The 18,355-nt window shown below is 37.4% G+C and carries 17 protein-coding genes, 1 pseudogene and 1 riboswitch; of the genes and pseudogenes, 15 read left to right on the top strand and 3 right to left on the bottom strand.

Annotated elements, in window-relative coordinates; genetic code table 11:
- Positions 1-10 precede the first annotated feature (10 nt).
- Positions 11-448 carry a threonine/serine exporter family protein gene (locus LY60_RS14350; protein ID WP_019229768.1) on the bottom strand — a complete coding sequence of 146 codons (438 nt, stop codon included), beginning with the start codon at positions 446-448 and terminating at the stop codon, positions 11-13.
- A gap of 13 nt (positions 449-461) precedes the next feature.
- Positions 462-1,232 (bottom strand): annotated as a pseudogene (locus LY60_RS14340) (threonine/serine exporter family protein).
- Positions 1,233-1,355: 123 nt separating this feature from the next.
- Here LY60_RS14340 and LY60_RS14335 point away from each other — a divergent pair.
- The 9 genes from LY60_RS14335 (at position 1,356) to LY60_RS14295 (ending at position 10,517) form a co-directional block, all read left to right on the top strand.
- On the top strand, positions 1,356-1,886 hold the full coding sequence (locus LY60_RS14335) for a class IV adenylate cyclase (RefSeq protein ID WP_145085334.1): 531 nt from the start codon (positions 1,356-1,358) through the stop codon (positions 1,884-1,886).
- Positions 1,887-2,026: 140 nt separating this feature from the next.
- The gene (locus LY60_RS14330) at positions 2,027-2,608 is read left to right on the top strand and encodes an ECF transporter S component (protein WP_170226248.1); all 582 of its coding nucleotides are present in this window, start codon (positions 2,027-2,029) and stop codon (positions 2,606-2,608) included.
- A 10-nt stretch (positions 2,609-2,618) separates the two neighbouring features.
- Complete coding sequence (locus LY60_RS14325; RefSeq protein ID WP_145085328.1) at positions 2,619-3,392, top strand: type III pantothenate kinase; 774 nt, start codon at positions 2,619-2,621, stop codon at positions 3,390-3,392.
- A 184-nt stretch (positions 3,393-3,576) separates the two neighbouring features.
- A complete protein-coding gene (locus LY60_RS14320) occupies positions 3,577-4,815 on the top strand; it encodes a DNA polymerase Y family protein (RefSeq protein ID WP_246145505.1) in 1,239 nt (412 codons plus the stop codon).
- Positions 4,816-4,825: 10 nt separating this feature from the next.
- Positions 4,826-5,065: a hypothetical protein gene (locus tag LY60_RS14315; RefSeq protein ID WP_019229762.1), complete on the top strand. Its 240-nt coding sequence runs from the start codon at positions 4,826-4,828 to the stop codon at positions 5,063-5,065.
- Positions 5,066-5,334: 269 nt separating this feature from the next.
- Entirely contained in the window at positions 5,335-6,051 is a 717-nt protein-coding gene (sigI, locus tag LY60_RS14310; protein WP_170226247.1) for an RNA polymerase sigma-I factor, read from the top strand.
- Positions 6,048-7,115, top strand: a complete 1,068-nt coding sequence (locus LY60_RS14305) for an anti-sigma-I factor RsgI family protein (protein WP_145085322.1) — start codon at positions 6,048-6,050, stop codon at positions 7,113-7,115. Before sigI ends, LY60_RS14305 begins: the two co-directional genes overlap by 4 nt.
- A 112-nt stretch (positions 7,116-7,227) precedes the next feature.
- Positions 7,228-7,305: riboswitch (NiCo riboswitch) on the top strand.
- A gap of 91 nt (positions 7,306-7,396) precedes the next feature.
- Positions 7,397-9,310, top strand: a complete 1,914-nt coding sequence (abc-f, locus tag LY60_RS14300) for a ribosomal protection-like ABC-F family protein (protein ID WP_145085319.1) — start codon at positions 7,397-7,399, stop codon at positions 9,308-9,310.
- Positions 9,311-9,320: 10 nt separating this feature from the next.
- Positions 9,321-10,517, top strand: a complete 1,197-nt coding sequence (locus LY60_RS14295) for a cation diffusion facilitator family transporter (protein ID WP_145085316.1) — start codon at positions 9,321-9,323, stop codon at positions 10,515-10,517.
- A 78-nt stretch (positions 10,518-10,595) separates the two neighbouring features.
- Here LY60_RS14295 and fba read toward each other — a convergent pair whose 3' ends face one another.
- Positions 10,596-11,525, bottom strand: coding sequence for a class II fructose-1,6-bisphosphate aldolase (gene fba / locus LY60_RS14290; RefSeq protein ID WP_145085313.1), 930 nt, complete (start codon positions 11,523-11,525; stop codon positions 10,596-10,598).
- A gap of 352 nt (positions 11,526-11,877) precedes the next feature.
- Here fba and LY60_RS14285 point away from each other — a divergent pair, with 352 nt between their 5' ends.
- From LY60_RS14285 to LY60_RS14260, 6 genes are all read left to right on the top strand, one after another.
- Positions 11,878-12,159 carry a co-chaperone GroES gene (locus LY60_RS14285; RefSeq protein WP_019229756.1) on the top strand — a complete coding sequence of 94 codons (282 nt, stop codon included), beginning with the start codon at positions 11,878-11,880 and terminating at the stop codon, positions 12,157-12,159.
- 20 nt (positions 12,160-12,179) lie between these two features.
- Positions 12,180-13,808: a chaperonin GroEL gene (gene groL / locus LY60_RS14280; RefSeq protein ID WP_019229755.1), complete on the top strand. Its 1,629-nt coding sequence runs from the start codon at positions 12,180-12,182 to the stop codon at positions 13,806-13,808.
- Positions 13,809-13,958: 150 nt separating this feature from the next.
- Complete coding sequence (locus LY60_RS14275; RefSeq protein ID WP_145085310.1) at positions 13,959-17,189, top strand: RHS repeat-associated core domain-containing protein; 3,231 nt, start codon at positions 13,959-13,961, stop codon at positions 17,187-17,189.
- An 11-nt stretch (positions 17,190-17,200) separates the two neighbouring features.
- On the top strand, positions 17,201-17,509 hold the full coding sequence (locus tag LY60_RS14270) for a hypothetical protein (protein ID WP_145085307.1): 309 nt from the start codon (positions 17,201-17,203) through the stop codon (positions 17,507-17,509).
- A 187-nt stretch (positions 17,510-17,696) separates the two neighbouring features.
- On the top strand, positions 17,697-17,888 hold the full coding sequence (locus LY60_RS14265) for a hypothetical protein (RefSeq protein WP_145085304.1): 192 nt from the start codon (positions 17,697-17,699) through the stop codon (positions 17,886-17,888).
- Positions 17,889-18,355: hypothetical protein (locus tag LY60_RS14260; RefSeq protein ID WP_145085300.1), on the top strand; the 467-nt coding region annotated here is incomplete at its 3' end. It lies immediately after the preceding gene.

Raw genomic sequence — 18,355 nt, 5'->3', positions numbered from 1 at the left:
AATTTTAAAATCATTCTGTTTTTCTTGTTCCCATCTTAAGGGCAATCAAGCTTACCATTGCCATTGCAACGGCCATGGCTCCAATGTTCAAAAATGTGTTGACGCCGGTTTTCAAGGCTTGAAATATATTGTCTTCAACCAATGCGAATATTGTCTGATAAAGTCCAAATCCTGGTACTATTGGAATCAGTGCCGGAAATATAAAAATAGTTGCAGGCATTTTAAATTTGCGGGCAAAAATTTCACCGAAAAAAGCAATAACTGTTGTTCCAAGGAAGAATCCAAGCCGTGGACTCCCTTGATTAACACAATAATTGTATACCATGTAACCTAAAGACGCCACAACTGAAGAATATATCAATGTTTTTTTAGGAGCATTCATTATCATGGCATAAAAATAGGCGGCTAAAAAACAAAATATCATTTCTAAAAAATACTTAACTATCATAATAACCTCCACCCTATAATATGCCTAAGGAATAAGCAAAATATATGAACACACCTGCTCCTGCTGCCAATGAAGCTGCAACCAGGAGAGCTTCTGCGCCTCTGGCCATGCCGGAAATAAGATCACCTCTTATGGTGTCACGTATGGCATTTGTCATTGAAAGACCAGGCAAAAGGGGCATTATGCTGCCGACTATAATTTAGTTGTAGTTGCCTGTTTTGGCAGCTGATGTTGCTATGATTGCAATAGCTGCAATAATTGTACCCAACACTATGCTTGAGAAAAACTGATATGAATGAAGGTTTACAAAGTGCTTTGTAATTTGAGTAATCAATATTCCTGTAAAAAGTGCCACTACAAATTCAAAAATTCCTCCACCAAATAGTACAACAAAAAATGCTGATGAAATTCCTCCATATAATTGAGCATATTTGTATTCATGAGGTTTATCATTTTCTATTTTTTCAAGTTCCTCAAGGGCCTCATCCAGATTGATGGCATGCAGGGCAATTTGCCTTGACACATTGTTCACGTCGGCTATTTTTTGAAGATTTATTGTTCTTTTTCTTATTCTTTTGACAACTGTGCTGTTTTCGTTTCCGTCGCTTGAAATAGTTATATAGAACCCTGTTGGTGTTGCAATTGCTTCTATTTCTTTGATGTCATATGCTTTGCATATGAATTTTATCGTTTCTTCAGCCCTATATGTTTCACCGCCGTTTTCCAGTATTATCTGGGCGGATAATTTTATTATTTTTAAAAGCTTTGCTGAAATTATTTCCAAGATAAATATCACTCCTATTAATTTACATCGATTATATCATTTTTAATGAATTTGTAAAGTTTTTAATGTGCAACTATACAATTTATGATATAATATTAAAAATATGCAGGAGGATTCAATATAATGAGAGAAAAGGAAGTCAAAGTCCTTAATATTGATAAAGACGAAATAGAAAAAAAACTTATAGAAATAGGAGCACTCCTGGTTAAAGATGAAGATCAGGTGAATTATAGATTTGATACTGATGACAGCATATTAAAGAAAAGACACAATGGTTATTTAAGAATCAGAATAACCAAGAACAATTTAAACGGCAAGGTAAAAAGTGTCATGACTTTCAAGAAAAGCATCAACAGGGACTCCTTACGAGTAAACGAAGAAACAGAAACTGAGGTTTCAGACTGGGAAAGCACAGCTAAAATTCTTGAGATACTGGGATATAAACAAAAAAGACCAGGTTATAAGCATCGCAGGTCATACTTTTTTGAAGAAATATATTTTGAAATAGACACATGGGATGAGGCGACATATTCAAAACCATATCTTGAGATAGAAATTTCAAATGATGAAGATTTAGAAAAGGCAATAGCTCTTTTAAATCTGGACAGAAGCCAGGTAACAACAAAATCAATTGATGATTTAAGAAAAGACTAATAAGACATTCAGATATTGGCACCGGTAACGGTGTTTTTATTTTACAAAATCTTAATATATTTGCATATACAAAATAATGTGTTATAATCAATTGAAATTTGTCTTGTATCTGCATGGCAGAACGAGAACAGGAGGAAATTATGAATAGAAATTTACAAACAGGCAAACTCACCTTTATGGGAGTTATGCTGGCACTCACTGTTGTGTTTGTTGCTATGACTGCAATACCCACAACATCTGCTTCAATGGCACTTTTTATTTTCCTGCCCACAATGGTAACAAGCATTGTGCAGGGACCTAAGGACGGCGCCATTATGGGTTTTCTTGCAGGAGGGGTTACTCTTTTAAGGGCTCTTTTGGCTCCTGCATCACCTCTGGACTATCTTTTTATAAATCCGTTGGTTTCAATATTACCGAGGATATTTGTAGGGGTAGTGCCGTATTTTGTTTATGTTATATTTGAAAAACTTATAAAATCAAAAACAATTTCTTTGTTTATTGCAGGAGCGTCAGGAGCTTTGACAAACACAGCCCTTGTTATTCTCATGCTTTATTTTATTTACAGCGAAGAAATTGTAAGATTGAGCACAGAATTTGGGATAGGCACTACTTTTGCGGCCTTTGCCATTTTCCTTGTCACAACAAGTTCCCTTTTGGAATGCACAGCGGCAGGAATAGGCACGACAGCAGTGGTAAATGTCTATAAAAGGATAAAAAAATAGGAGGATTGCCATGGTTTTGGTAGTTGACATCGGAAATACAAATATTGTCATCGGAGTTTACAATGGAGACGATATTACAGGAAGCTGGAGGATGGTCACTAGAAGTGAAAAGACATCCGATGAATACGGTATTTTCATATTAAATTTGCTGAATTACAACAATATTAAGCAAGAAGAAATTAAAAGTGCAATTGTTTCATCTGTAGTTCCAAATGTAATGCATTCTTTTCAAAATGCATTGAAAAAGTATTTCAATATTGAACCAATAATAGTTGGACCTGGAATAAAAACAGGGATAACAATTGCCACTGACAATCCTCGTGAAGTAGGAGCTGACAGAATCGTAGGACTGGTTGCAGCATATCATTTATATGGCGGAGAGCCTCTGATTGTAATTGACTTCGGCACTGCAACAACGTATGATGTTTTAAGCGAAAGCGGAGAGTTCAAATACGGAATAACATCACCGGGAATTCAGATTTCAGCAGACGCCCTTTGGCAGAAAACTGCGCAGCTTCCAAGTGTTGAAATAAAAAAACCAAAGTCAATTCTTGCAAGAAACACAATTACAAGCATTCAGGCAGGTCTTGTTTACGGATATATAGGTCAGGTTGAATACATTGTAAAAAAAATAAAAGAAGAATTGAACATTGAAAACATGAAGGTTATTGCTACGGGAGGACTTGGACGTGTCATGTCTGATGAAACAGATGTTATAGACCTTTATGACCCGCAGCTTTTGTTTAAGGGACTGAAAATAATTCACGACAAAAACGTCAAATAATTAAGAGTTAAGAATTAAGAATTAAGGAACAAACAGATTTGAGCTATCAAATCTGTTTGTTTTTTTGTAACAAAAAAACTCTTTTAAAATTAAAAAACTGTGATATAATAATAGAACAAACGTTCGGTAAAAAATAAAAATGTTTGGAAACTACAGCTTTTGAAAAGATTAAGGAGGTGGAAATGTGGGGCAGATTATAATGCATATAGACGTCAATTCAGCTTTTTTAAGCTGGACTGCAGCCTATGAACAGCAAATGGGAATAGACAGGGATATTCGCACGGTTCCTTCGGTCATTGGGGGGAATGAACAAAACCGCCATGGAATTGTTCTGGCTAAATCAACTCCGGCTAAAAAATTCAAGATACAGACAGGAATGTCGCTGATGGAAGCAAGGCAGCTGTGTCCGAATTTATTGGTTATACCGCCTAATTACAGAGTATATGTGAGGGCCAGCAAGACACTTAGAGAATATTTAATGAAATTTACTCCCGATGTGCAGCCTTTCAGCATAGACGAATGCTTCCTGAAATTTACAGATTTAAAAAGAGAAGAAGCAGCAGAGCTTGCTTATAAAATAAAGGACGGAGTAAAGGAAAAGTTCGGATACACTGTCAATATAGGAGTATCGGAGAACAAGCTGCTTGCCAAGCAGGCAGGAGACCTTGAAAAACCCGATAAGTGCCACACAATTTTTCCTGATGAAATAAAAGAAAAGCTTTGGGTTCTCCCTGTTGAAGATTTGTTCATGGTTGGGAGAAGAACAAAGCCTAAGCTTAACAGATGGGGAATTTACACAATAGGAGATCTTGCTGCTTCTGATTACAATTTCATATCAACAATGCTTAAATCTCACGGAAGAATGATTTACAACTATGCCTGGGGAAGGGATGATTCTGTTTTCAAAGAAAAATCTCCAATTAAAAGCGTGGGGAATTCCAGTACCTTAAAATTCAATGTAGACAACCGTGAAACTGCACATGCCATACTCTTAAGTCTCACGGAAATGACGGCCTTAAGATTGAGGGAAGCAAACATGAACTGCAGGGTTGTGAGCGTGAGCATAAAAGACAAGGATTTCGGATACGAAGCAAAGCAAAGAAAGCTCATGTATTTCACTGACTGCACAAGGGACATTTATCAGAACATATGCAGCCTATTTGACGAACTGTGGGACAGAAGGCCTATAAGGCAGCTTGGTGTTTCTGTTTCAGACCTTGAGTTTTCTCATATAAAACAAACAAATATTTTTCAGGATGAACTGAGCATAAAAAATGAAATTCTTGATAAGGCTGTGGATAAAATAAGGGTTAAGTATGGGGATGAAGCTGTGATCAGAGGAGTATTTGCCAACAGTGACTTAAGTCCGATTTTGGGAGGATACCCCGACGACGAATATCCTGGTATGGGAAGTATCTTGTAAAGGTGATAATATGAAAATTTTAAATGAACCCATAAAAGTAATGGTCATTTTCAACACCGACGGCAAAATAGAACCTGTGAAATTCAGGCTTGAAGACAAGGTCGTGAAAATTGAAAAAATAATGAAGACATACGAAGAAAGTATTGTTGGAAACACAAGAATAGTCTTTGTTTGCCTCCACAACGGAAAAGATATTTTTGAGCTTAAATATGAAGTTGACAGCAAGATCTGGTATTTGTTTAAAAAATAAATCCTGATGACAGCGTATATAATTGGACGTTGTCATTCTGAGAGCTTGCTCGAAGAATCTCATGTTTTTAACAATGATTAGATCCTTCACTATGGTTCAGGATGACAGCGTCGTGATTTGTCAATAGTCTAAGTCCTGATTAAATCAGGATTTTTTATATGAAACACGATACCACTACTCCTCTAGTTTTAAAATATGACAATATCTCGTTGTAATAAAAAGGATTAGATGATATAATAATGCGTAATTGTAACTTTGAGGTGAGAAAAGTGAGCGAGTTAGATGAATTGGCAGTAAGTGCCAAAACAAACGAAGATTCCATGAACAAATTAATTAAGCAATACGAGAATTTCATATTGAAGTGCGCATCTTCGGCAGCCCGTATCTATGTCTCAAGAAGTGATGATGAATGGTCCATTGCATTGGCGGCTTTTACAGAAGCTGTAAAAAATTATTCTGCTGAGAAAGGCAGTTTTTTAAACTTCGCAGAACTTGTAATAAGAAGGCGCATTATTGACTTCATCCGGAGCAAGTCGAGATATGCCCCGGAAATTTCGGTAAATCCGTCTATGTTCGGTTCTGAGACGGATGAAGAGGAAGATTATTCAATGCAGGCTGAAATAGCCCAAAAGGTGGCAACTACGGACGAAAATTCAGCAAAGCTTGAGATATATCTGGTCAATGAAATTTTTTCAGCCTATGGATTTTCCTTCATGGATTTGGCTGAATGTTCGCCAAAAGCCGACAAGACCAAGAGGGCTTGCGGCAAAGTTGTGGCATATATGCTAAAAAATCCCATATTGATAAGCGAAATGAAAGTAAAAAGGCAATTGCCGTTGAATTTAATTGAAAAAAATACAAAAGTACCCCGTAAATTGTTGGAACGTCATCGAAAATATATAGTAGCTGCAGTGGAAATTATGTCGGGGGATTTTCCATATCTTGCAAGTTATATGCGATATATTCGCGAGGAGTTAGAAAAATGAAAGCAGTAATTGTAGAAATCAAAGGCAGCAATGCAGCCGTTCTGTCTGAAGATGGCCGCATATCGCAGGTAAAAAACAGGAATTATAAAATTGGGCAAGAAATATCAATGTCAAACAACAGTTATGCTAAGTGGGCTTTAACAGCAGCTGCTGCAATGCTTTTGTTTGTCACTCCGGCATGGGCGTACATGACTCCGTACTCCTATGTAAGTCTTGATGTCAATCCTTCTTTTGAATTTTCTATAAACCGTTTTGACCGTGTATTGGAGGTTAAGGCTGTAAATGGTGATGCAGAGGAAATGGTTAAAGAAATGAATATTGCCGGATTGAAAAATAAAGAAATAAAAGATGCTGTAAGAAATGTTTTGACAGAGCTTAAAAATCAGGGATACATCACTGAAGGCGAAGATGGCGGAGTAGTAGTTGCTGCTTCAAGCAAGAGCGAAGAAAAAACCAATAACCTGGCAGCAGCTTTAAAAACAGCTGTCAATGAAGAAGTGGGCAAGTATAAAGAAAAAGATTCTATAGAAGTTTCAAAGGATACAATGGAAGTTTTGGAAACTGAAAACAAAGATTCTGAAGAAATTGAAAAGTCTGATGATTCTAAAAAACCAGAAGATAAAAGCAGCGTAGCTTTGGACAATGCTCAGGATAAAAACAAAGATAAGTCCGAGAACAAAGATAATGTCAAAGTGGAAAAGAATGCATCGGATAAAAATAAAAATAAAGACGAAGATGATGAAACAGGCGTTGAAGTTGAAGTTGTAAAAGTCAGCCAGCAGAAGGTTGATGAAGCAAAGGAAAAAGGTGTTACGCCAGGAAAGATGAACATTGTTGACAAACTTGCAGAAGCTTCAGGAAATCCTGAAGATTTTGACAAGGAAGAATGGCTTGACAAACCTGTCAAAGAAATAATGGAAGCTACAAAGAATTACGAGAAAGAAGCAAAAAATAAAGATAAAGACACGGAAAAATCCGTTGAAGTTGAAACTGAAAGCAAAGTAAATAACAATCAGGGAAACGGAAACAGCAATAACGGAAATTCCGGCGGCAAGAAAAACTAAAGCGTTTAAGGCCTCTTCGGAGGCTTTTTTTCATTTTCTTGACAATTTTTTTTACATATAGTATTATTGTTTAAATAAATCTTTTTGCACTGCAACGTAATTTTACGCAAATACAGTACAAACTGAGCAGGCGATGGACATTGTTCATGGGGCTGGGCCAATGGCAGCAGGTTATACCTGTGGGACGGGAGTATGTTCCACGGGTATTTTTGTATGCCCTAACCCAATTTTCGGACGTAAGTGAAAAAGTTAACATATGATTAAAAAATAGAGGGAATATAATGATTGAATTAGGAATAAGCAATTTATCAAAAATGTATGGTGTGGATAAAATATTTGAAAATGTAACATTTGATGTAAAGACAAAGGACAAGATTGCCTTAATAGGCCGAAATGGTACAGGAAAAACAACGTTGATGAAAATCATGGCAGGAAAAGAAAGTTTCCAGGAAGGTCAGGTCAATAAAAGAAAAGGATTAACCATAGGATATCTTGAACAAATACCAAATTATGATGATGATAACACAGTGTTGGATGTTTTAAAAGAAGCCTTTAAAAATACAGAAGAAATTAAAGCTCAAATGGAAGAAATTGAAAAGACATTTGATATTCTTAAGGGTGAAGAGCTTGAGACAGCCATAAAAAAATACGGCAATCTCCATGATTCCTATGAAATAGCCGGCGGATACAGCGTGAAAGAAAAACTGAGCAAAATACTTAAAGGCCTTGAAATATCGGAAGAACTTCAAAACAGAAAGTTTAATTTGCTGAGCGGCGGGGAAAAAACAAGGGTAATTCTCGGTAAAATTCTTCTTGAAGAGCCGGAACTGCTTCTTCTTGATGAACCATCAAATCATCTTGATATAAAAAGCGTTGAGTGGCTTGAAGAATATTTGAATTTGTATCAGGGAACCATTGTAATAGTTTCCCATGACAGATATTTTCTTGACAGGGTTGTAAACAAAATAATTGAGCTTGAACCAGACGGTGTACAGATTTACAACGGAAACTACTCAAAGTATGTGGCCGAAAAAGAACTGCGTTTTCTGCAGGCAATGAAGGAATATGAAAGCCAGCAGAAAAAGATTAAGAAAATGGAAGATCAGATTCAAAGATACCGCATATGGGGCGAAATGCGTGATTCCGACAAAATGTACAAAAGAGCGAAGGAACTTGAAAAAAGGCTTGAAAAAATAGAAAAAATAAACAAACCTATAGTTGACAAAAAAACTGCAGATTTTCACATAGACAATGTGTCAAGAACCGGCAGAGAAGTAATAAAGGTTGAAAATCTAGAAAAATCTTTTGATTCGAAGAAATTATTTGAAGATTTGAGCTTCACATTGTTTTACAAGGACAGCCTCTGCATTTTGGGAGAAAACGGAACTGGAAAATCTACCATGCTTAAAATAATACTGGATGAAATAAAAAGCGATGCAGGAAGCGTAAAAATAGGCTCAAATGTTAAGATTGGATATCTTCCTCAGGAAGTTTCTTTCGACAGGGAAGATGTTTCAATTGTTGATTATTTTTCATATCATTATGGGATTTCCATAAGCGAAGCACGCAAGGAGCTGGCTAAAATCATGTTTGCAGGAGAAGATGTCTACAAGCATATAAGCACGTTATCAGGCGGAGAAAAATCTAGGCTTAAACTAGGCATGCTCATTTATGAAAATGTAAACACACTTGTCCTTGATGAACCCACAAACCACCTTGATATTGAATCAAGGGAAGTGCTGGAGGAAAACCTCATAAATTATGAAGGCACAATACTTTTTGTGTCCCACGACAGATACTTTGTTGATAAAATTGCAACATGCATAGGAGAAATTGAAAACAAAAAATTTAAAATTTATGATTTTGATTATGAAAGCTACAAAAATGAAAAGCAAAGAATTGCAGAATTAAAGCAGTCTGCTGAAGAAAAGGAAGAAAAGGCAGTTTCTAAAAACAAGGAAATTTATCAGAAGAAAAAGGAAGAAACAAGGGCTGCAGAAAAAGCAAAAAGAGATTTGGCGAAGCTTGAAAACAATATTCTTGACACAGAAAACAAAATCATAGAACTTGAAAAAATACTTAACACAAGTTCTGCCGAATGGGATTTAAATGAATATAATAATAAATATGATGAATATGTAAAACTCAAAGAAAAAATAGAAAATTTGTATTTGGAACTGGAACTATATCAGTAAAGGAGAAACAATGACTGATTATATTATTAGAACGTTTATAAAGGATTATTACAATGTAAAGGACTCAGGCGTGAGGCAGACGTATGGAACTGTAAGCAGCATAGTTGGAATTGTCGTCAATGTTTTGTTGAGCCTTAGTAAAATTGCTGTAGGAACAATTTTCAACAGCATTTCTGTAATGGCAGACGGCGTGAACAATCTGTCAGATGCAGGTTCAAATGTAATATCCCTCATTGGATTTAAAATATCCGGCAAGCCAGCAGACAAGGATCACCCCTTCGGGCACGCCAGAATAGAGTATCTTACAGGGCTTGTACTAGGTATTGTAATTTTATTGGTTGGAATAGAACTTTTAAAGTCGTCCTTCAACAAAATTCTCAATCCTGAAAAAACAATATATTCACTTGCCATGATTATTGTTCTTTTCATTTCAGTAGCAGGGAAACTTTGGCTCAGCAGATTTTATTTTAATGTTGGAGTAAAAATAAATTCAACAACAATAAAGGCAGCATCCATGGATTCGAGAAATGATGTGTTTGCCACATCGGCAGTTCTTGCATCTGCACTGATATCAATGGTTACAGGCTTCGAAATAGACGGGTACATGGGGATTTTAGTTGCTTTGTTCATCTTGTATTCAGGGATAGGAATATTAAAGGACATATTGAATCCTCTCCTTGGAGAAATGCCTGATGTTGAGCTTATAAGCATGCTTGAGAAAAAAATATTGTCTTATGAAGGAATTTTGAACATACATGACCTGGTGGTTCACAATTACGGACCCAACAGGTATTTTGCAACAGTGCATGCAGAAGTTGATGCAAAGGAAGATATACTCAAGTCCCATGACCTCATAGACAACATTGAAAGAGACATTTCAAAGGAATGCGACGTCAACCTTGTAATACATCTGGACCCCATAATAACAAATGATCCTGAAATTAACAAACTTAGGTGCAGCACGGGTAAAATAATCAGAGCAATAGACGAAAAGCTCACCATGCACGACTTCAGGGTTGTTAAGGGAGAAACTCACACAAATTTAATATTTGATGTGCTGATTCCTGTGGATTACGATATGCAGCCTTCCGAGCTGGTTAAAATTATTGAAAAGGCAGTGAAGAAAGAAAATGAAAGATATTTTGCAGTAGTGACCATAGATAAAAATTATGTTTCTACATACATGAACAATCCATATTTGAAATGATATTGACAAGGAAATATAATACATGATTTGACAAAACAAGAGTTGAGCTCAGGCTCAACTCTCTTTATGTTTTATATCTTATCTTTTTCCGCTGCAGCCCAGGACATCTCTCATTTTGTGAGCTACCATGTCTTTAATTGCAACTCTTCCTGGTCCTAAGTATTTTCTAGGGTCAAATTCTGCAGGATTTTCAACAAGCACTTGTCTTATGCATGCTGTCATGGCAAGTCTTAAGTCAGTATCTATGTTTATTTTGCAAACTCCCATCTGTGAAGCACGTTTCAGCATTTCTTCAGGCACTCCTGCAGCTCCAGGAATTGCACCGCCGTATTTGTTGCAAAGATCAACAAATTCTATGGGAACTGATGATGAACCGTGAAGAACTAATGGGAAGTTCGGCAGAAGTTTTTCAATAGTTTCAAGTCTTTCAAAGTCAAGGCTTGGGTCTCCCTTGAACTTGTAAGCTCCGTGGCTTGTGCCTATGGCAATAGCAAGAGAGTCAACACCTGTTCTCTCAACAAATTCCCTTGCCTGGTCAGGGTCTGTATATGTGGCATCTTTTGCGTTTACCTTTACAGCATCTTCAACTCCTGCAAGCTTTCCAAGTTCTGCCTCAACAACAACACCTTTGCTGTGAGCATATTCAACAACCTTTTTAGTCAATGCTATATTTTCTTCAAAAGAATATTTTGAACCGTCAATCATTACAGATGTAAATCCGTCATCAACACACTGCTTGCATATTTCAAAATCTTCGCCGTGGTCTAAGTGAAGGCAAATGTCTATTCCTGAGTCTTCTATTGCTGCCTCAACCAGCTTTCTTAAATAAATTGGATTTGCATACTTCCTGGCTCCTGCGGAAACCTGGAGAATCACTGGTGCATTTTCCTGTTTAGCGGCATCCACAATACCCTGAATAATTTCCATATTATTTACATTGAAGGCTCCAACAGCATAATGGCCTTCATAAGCTTTTTTGAACATTTCCTTTGATGTTACAAGAGACATTTTATTTCCTCCTAAATATTAATAATTGAAATGTGTTATACTATATATTCAAATTATACTATAGTCAAGGGTAAAAAACATCAACTATTTTGTAAATTTTATTTAAATATTGTGAACAAAATCCAAAATGAACATAAAATGAGAAATATTAAGAAAATTAAAGCAATCTAAAGAAATAATGTTAATAATCCCTTTAAATTAGTTTAATAATCGAAAATTATGCTAAATGGCACTTGATAACGAAACAACAATTGGTTATTATATAGATTGTAAGTGTTAGCACTCTACGACATTGAGTGCTAACAATCAAATGGATAAATAATTACATTAAATAAAATAGGAGGAACAAATTATGACAGTTAAACCATTAGGCGAAAGAGTAGTAATTAAAATGGTGGAAGCAGAAGAAAAAACTAAAAGCGGCATCGTGCTGCCAGGAACTGCAAAAGAAAAACCACAAGTAGCAGAAGTTCTTGCTGTAGGAGCAGGAATCACAGCTGATGAAAAGAAAAAAGATGAAATAAAGGTTGGAGACAAAGTAATTTTCTCCAAATTTGCGGGAACTGAAGTTAAAGTTGACGGAGAAGAATTGATAATAATCAAATTATCTGATGTTTTAGCAGTTATAGAATAATATAAGGAGAGGTATGGAAAATGGCAAAAATAATAAAATTTGACGAAGATGCACGCCGTTCAATGGAAAGAGGCGTAAATGCTTTAGCAGATACAGTAAAAGTAACATTAGGACCTAAAGGAAGAAATGTAGTTCTTCAAAAATCATTCGGATCACCGGTTATTACAAATGACGGTGTTACAATAGCAAGAGAAATCGAACTTGCTGATCCGTTTGAAAACATGGGAGCTCAGCTGGTAAAAGAAGTTGCAACAAAGACAAATGACGTTGCAGGTGATGGTACTACTACAGCAACTCTTCTTGCTCAGGCTATTATAAGAGAAGGTTTGAAGAACGTTGCAGCAGGCGCTAACCCTATGATACTTAAAAGAGGAATTCAGGCAGCAGTGGAAGCAGCAGTAGCCGAACTTAAAAGCACAACAAAGAAAGTAGAAACTTCAGAAGAAATCGCTCAAATTGCTTCAATTTCAGCCGGAGACGAAGAAATAGGAAAATTGATTTCTGAAGCTATGGACAAAGTTGGTAAAGACGGCGTTATCACTGTTGAAGAATCCAAGACTATGGGAACTGACCTTACAGTAGTTGAAGGTATGCAGTTCGACAGAGGATACTTATCAGCATACATGGTTACAAACACAGAAAAAATGGAAGCAGTTATGGATAATCCATACATTCTTATAACTGACAAGAAAATCTCCAACATACAGGAAATTCTTCCTATATTGGAACAAATAGTTCAGTCAGGCAGATCACTTGTAATCATAGCTGAAGATATTGAGGGTGAAGCACTTACAACACTCATACTCAACAAGTTAAGAGGAACATTCAACTGTGTTGCAGTAAAAGCACCTGGATTTGGCGACAGAAGAAAAGAAATGTTAAGAGACATTGCAATTCTTACAGGCGGCCAGGTAATAACTGAAGAATTAGGATATGAACTTAAAGATACAACTATTGACATGCTTGGTAATGCAGCAACAGTTAAAATAGATAAAGAAAACACAATAATAGTTCACGGAGCAGGCTCACAGGAAGAAATCGCTGAAAGAGCAAAACAAATCAAATCTCAGTATGAAGAATCAACTTCTGAATTTGACAGAGAAAAACTTCAGGAAAGACTTGCTAAATTAACAGGCGGCGTTGCAGTTATCAATGTAGGTGCAGCAACTGAAACTGAAATGAAAGACAAGAAATTGAGAATTGAAGATGCTTTGAATGCTACAAGAGCAGCTGTTGAAGAAGGTCTTGTATCAGGAGGAGGCGTTGCTCTTCTGGCTACAACAAAAGTTGTTTCTGAAGTTGCAGCAGGCTTGACAGGAGACGCTAAAACAGGTGCAAAAATAATTGAAAAAGCCCTGGAAGAGCCAGTAAGACAAATTGCAGCAAATGCTGGCCTTGAAGGAAGCGTAATTGTTGAAAAAATCAAAAACAGCGCTAAAGGAATCGGCTTTGACGCTTTGAACGAAAAATATGTAAACATGATTGAAGCTGGTATAGTTGACCCAACTAAAGTTACAAGATCAGCTCTTCAAAATGCAGCAAGCGTAGCTTCAATGCTGTTGACAACAGAAGCAGCCGTAGCTGACGAACCAAAAAAAGATGAACCAGCAATGCCTCCAATGGGTGGCGGAATGCCGGGAATGATGTAATAACAATTTAAGTTATAGTATTGAATATGTTACAGAGTGATAAACCGTCCAGCTTTTGCTGGACGGTTTTTTTATGACTGTTACTGAGAACTGAAATTATTTAAAGGCAGTAAACTTTTTAAATGCACCTATGACGGACTTGACAGACTGGTGAGCAAAACAGACGCTGAAGGTGGAGTTTCCTCCAAGACATACGATGCAGACGGACGTCTCATCAAGTTTGTAAACGAGGAAGGTGCACAAACACATTATATTTATGACGATTGTGGCAGAATAGTTAAAATGACAGATGCACTGGGCAATGCAACCCTATACACCTATGATGAAATGGACCGTGTCCTCACCGTTACAGATGCACGTGGAGGCGTGACTTCTTATACCTACACCGACCGCGGCAATGTGGCGACCGAAACCAATGCCGAGGGTTATACCGTATCCTACGAGTACGACGGCAGACACAACATGGTTAAGAAGACAACAGTTGATGGCTCTACAACTTATATATACGATGCCTTAGACCGTCTTGTTTCCATTACCACTCCTGACGGAAAGACAGAGACATTTGAATATAATGGAGAAGGAAAGATAATAAGCAGCACTGACAAGGGCGGTCATAAGACTAGATATAAACTTGACGCCAATGGAAATATTGTTGAGACCATAGACGCTATGGGAAACAGCGCCTTGTTTGAATACGATTCAATGAACAATTTAATAAAGACTTCAATGCACCGCATAGATACACAGGACAATGTGGACGAATGGGAAATCACTTTGTACGAATTTGACGGAAGAGGACTTGTGACAAAGGAAGTAAATGCACTGGGATCAGTTACAACCTATGTATACGACGGTAACGGAAATCTTAAAACAAAGACAGACGCCGACGGAAAAGTGACTGTATATGCCTATAATGGTCTTGATATGATTACCTCTATCAACTATAATGGAGGAAAAGAGGTATCCTACCGATACAATAAGGTTGGGGATCTGGTGGAAATGAATGACTGGACAGGCAAGACATCCTTCGAGGTTGATTTATTAAACCGCATTACCAGGACTACCGACACAAAAGGAAAAGTTGTAGAATACAACTACGACGAAACAGGCAACCAGACTTCAGTCAAGTATCCTGACAACACTACTGCTGCCAAGACTTATGACCTTTTAGGAAATCTGAAGTCAGTAACAGAAACTGATGGACGTACAACTCGATACACATATGATGGGATGAACCGTATTTCTAAGATGGAATACCCACACGGCTGGGTTGAAGATTATCAATATGACTCCGTAGGTCAGCTTCTGAATGTAACAGACACAGACCCGTCAAACAATGACATGAAGCAGCAGAAGCATGCTTATACCTACGACGACTGCGGCAATATGACATATGAATACATGCGTGGAAATGGTATAGGAGAGGCAACAGTTGAAAATACCTACACCTATGACGCATTGCACCGCGTAACATCAGCACACGAGAACTACGGAAACAAGACACGAACATATCAGTATGATTCTTTGGGTAACCTGACTTATGAAACCGAGCTTGGCAATAAGTCCATAGACTACAAATTTAATAATCTGAACCAGATTACCAAAAAGTCTGAGGACAGCTGGAATACACAGAGTGATTTCACATACGACAGGCGCGGTAACCTCATTCAGGAAACCTACACCAAGAACAGTAAGATTTCTGTCACCGGAGAGTATACCTACGACGAGACAAACAAAATGGTGCTTGGGGTAAATGAGCTGGGAGAAAGCAGTGCATACCTGTACAACAGTCTGGGTGCCCTTGTTGAGAATACATGGGTCATTAAAAAGAATGCTTACGGCTACCATGACGTATCTGCTCTGACAAACATGGTAGCGGGAGAGGTCGTTGTAGACCCACAGACAGGCAAGAAGGACAAAAAGGATAAGCTTGCTCCGGAGGTAGTAGCAGCCAGCCCTGAGCTTAACAAGACATCCACGGTTGTAAAGCAGTTTGTTTTGGACTACACCAGCGATACCTTCGAACCTCTGATGGAGTACGAAGTAAACAGTCTTGAATACCGCTATGTCTACGGCAATGACAGACTAAGTGTCAACATCACCGGCGTAGATACAAGTGCGGGCAACCTAATTGAAAATGTCAACCAAATAAGGCTGTACTACCACATGGACTATCTAGGCACGGCAGATTATCTGACAAGTCCAATGACCGGCAAAGTAGAAAGCTGGACTCACTACAACGAATGGGGAGAAATCACCCACAATGCAGTACTAAAGTGCGGACAGCGAGAGCTTGACATGGTAAAACGCTACGCAACCCACGATTATGATAGTGTGCTTAGTATGTACTATGCCAAAGCAAGATTCTATGATGCGCAAAACAGAAGGTTTGCTTCAATTGATCCAATCTTGGATGGCAGTGTCTATGACATTACAGACTATGCTAAAGACCCTGTTCAGCTTGTGCAGTATCTGTATGTAAAAAATAATCCGGTTATTTATATAGACCCAGATGGACTGCGTCCTGTAATAGATGACTTAGATCCATATGGAGCATATTCAGAAAAGAGTTTTGATTATCGGTATTATCGACAAGAACATAAAGATATGTTTATTGAGGGAATTGTATCGTCAGCAACTGCACCTGTACATGGATTCGATTTATCCCAGGCCAGAGATTATCAGAAAAAGATTAAAAAATGTGATAATAATCTCATTTCTGATGAGAAAACGAATAAAGATAAAATATTTGAACTTCAAACACGATATCGTAATGCAAATACTCTATTAGAAACAGCAGCCGTGATTGCAGATATGACAAAATATACATGGTCACTTAGATATAATAATGCAAGAAATTATTATATTATAGGAGCTGGTGGAAACCAGAGTGCAGGTGAGGCATTTGATGTTTCAATGGGCTATTTGATTGGAAGTCAGGTTAGCTATGTAGCTGGTCAATCAATAAAAGGTGTAAGTAGCCAATTAAATAAAATTAAGGGAACGGTTAACTCTTGGAAGAATGCTGGCTTACTCGATGAACTGGCAAGTAATGGTGTTAAGTATACTGCTGATGATGTTTTAGCTGTAACAAAAACTGCGGATGGAAAATTAGTATGGCTGGAATCAGGTAACTCAAAGGCTGGTATGCAACATATTCTTGAACATGCAGATGATTTTGCCCAAAAGGGTATACAACAGAGCCAAATTAAAGATTTGGTTATGGAATCACTAACCAACGGAAAAATCGTAGGATATCAAGGTAGAGGAACAGGAAGGCCGATTTACGAAGTAACATTCGGTGGAAAAACATATCAAACAGCTATAACTGTAGGTGATAATGGGTTCATTGTTGGTGCAAACCCAACAACATGGCCATAGGAGGAAAATATATGAAGAAAGTAAAAATTTATTTAGATTACCATTGTTTTCCTGTATGGATTTATAATGAAAATGGAGAATTAATAAATAACGACCTGCCAAAGGAATTAATGGAAGATAAAGAAGTAGATAATGTATTTGTAGAAATTCAAAACTTCTATGATGGTCTATTCATTGATAACTCAATAGAGTTTAAATACAATGGCTTTAAAAGTGACTTAGATAGACAAAGATTTTTAAAAATGATAGAAGAAGCCATAAACCTTATTAAATCTAAACTTGATGATTCATACATTATAGAACAAAAAATTGATATTTAGTTGTAAGCATTTAGTATTATAGAAAAGAGGATAATTTAATAGAATTTCCTCTTTTGCCAAGGCAATGTTGTTCATAATGTATGAAAAGAATAATATAAACAATAGGCCACACAGTTTGATGATGTGGCCTTTCTTAGATCAATAACAAATATTTTATATGATGCTTGAGTTCAAGTGTTGAAAACGCATGAACCGTATTTCTAAGATGGAATACCCTCACGGCTGCGTTGAAGACTACCAATATGACTCCATAGGCCAGCTTTTGAATGTAAAAGACACAGACCCGTCAAACAATGACATGAAGCAGCAGAAGCATGCCTATACATACGACGACTGCGGAAACATGACATATGAGTACATGCGCGGCAATGGTACATGAGTGGCTACGGTTGAAAATACCTACACCTATGACGCATTGCACCGCGTAACATCAGCACACGAGAACTACGGCAACAAGACACGAACATACCAGTATGATTCTTTGGGTAACCTGACTTATGAAACCGAGTTTGGCAACAAATCCATAGACTACAAATTTAATAACCTGAACCAGATTACCAAAAAGTCTGAGGACAGCTGGAATACACAGAACGATTTCACATATGACAGGCGAGGTAACCTCATTCAGGAAACCTACACCAAGAACAGTAAGATTTCCGTCACCGGAGAGTATACCTACGACGAGACAAACAAAATGGTGCTTGGGGTAAATGAACTGGGAGAAAGCAGCACATACCTGTACAACGGTCTGGGAGCCCTTGTTGAAAATACATGGGTCATTAAAAAGAATGCTTACGGCTACCATGACGTATCTGCTCTGACAAACATGGTAGCGGGAGAGGTCGT

The sequence above is a fragment of the Sedimentibacter saalensis genome, assembly GCF_007830175.1.
GTDB classification, from domain to species: domain Bacteria; phylum Bacillota; class Clostridia; order Tissierellales; family Sedimentibacteraceae; genus Sedimentibacter; species Sedimentibacter saalensis.
The sequence above is the reverse complement of the archived record's forward strand: the minus strand, read 5'-3'. Positions and strand labels throughout refer to the sequence as shown.

Bases quoted from the DNA above. Each gene is read 5' to 3' on its own strand.
- LY60_RS14350 (WP_019229768.1), bottom strand. From the start codon at position 448: ATGATAGTTAAGTATTTTTTAGAAATGATATTTTGTTTTTTAGCCGCC.
- LY60_RS14335 (WP_145085334.1), top strand. From the start codon at position 1,356: ATGAGAGAAAAGGAAGTCAAAGTCCTTAATATTGATAAAGACGAAATA.
- LY60_RS14330 (WP_170226248.1), top strand. From the start codon at position 2,027: ATGAATAGAAATTTACAAACAGGCAAACTCACCTTTATGGGAGTTATG.
- LY60_RS14325 (WP_145085328.1), top strand. From the start codon at position 2,619: ATGGTTTTGGTAGTTGACATCGGAAATACAAATATTGTCATCGGAGTT.
- LY60_RS14315 (WP_019229762.1), top strand. From the start codon at position 4,826: ATGAAAATTTTAAATGAACCCATAAAAGTAATGGTCATTTTCAACACC.
- LY60_RS14305 (WP_145085322.1), top strand. From the start codon at position 6,048: ATGAAAGCAGTAATTGTAGAAATCAAAGGCAGCAATGCAGCCGTTCTG.
- abc-f (WP_145085319.1), top strand. From the start codon at position 7,397: ATGATTGAATTAGGAATAAGCAATTTATCAAAAATGTATGGTGTGGAT.
- LY60_RS14295 (WP_145085316.1), top strand. From the start codon at position 9,321: ATGACTGATTATATTATTAGAACGTTTATAAAGGATTATTACAATGTA.
- fba (WP_145085313.1), bottom strand. From the start codon at position 11,525: ATGTCTCTTGTAACATCAAAGGAAATGTTCAAAAAAGCTTATGAAGGC.
- LY60_RS14285 (WP_019229756.1), top strand. From the start codon at position 11,878: ATGACAGTTAAACCATTAGGCGAAAGAGTAGTAATTAAAATGGTGGAA.
- groL (WP_019229755.1), top strand. From the start codon at position 12,180: ATGGCAAAAATAATAAAATTTGACGAAGATGCACGCCGTTCAATGGAA.
- LY60_RS14270 (WP_145085307.1), top strand. From the start codon at position 17,201: ATGAAGAAAGTAAAAATTTATTTAGATTACCATTGTTTTCCTGTATGG.
- LY60_RS14265 (WP_145085304.1), top strand. From the start codon at position 17,697: ATGAACCGTATTTCTAAGATGGAATACCCTCACGGCTGCGTTGAAGAC.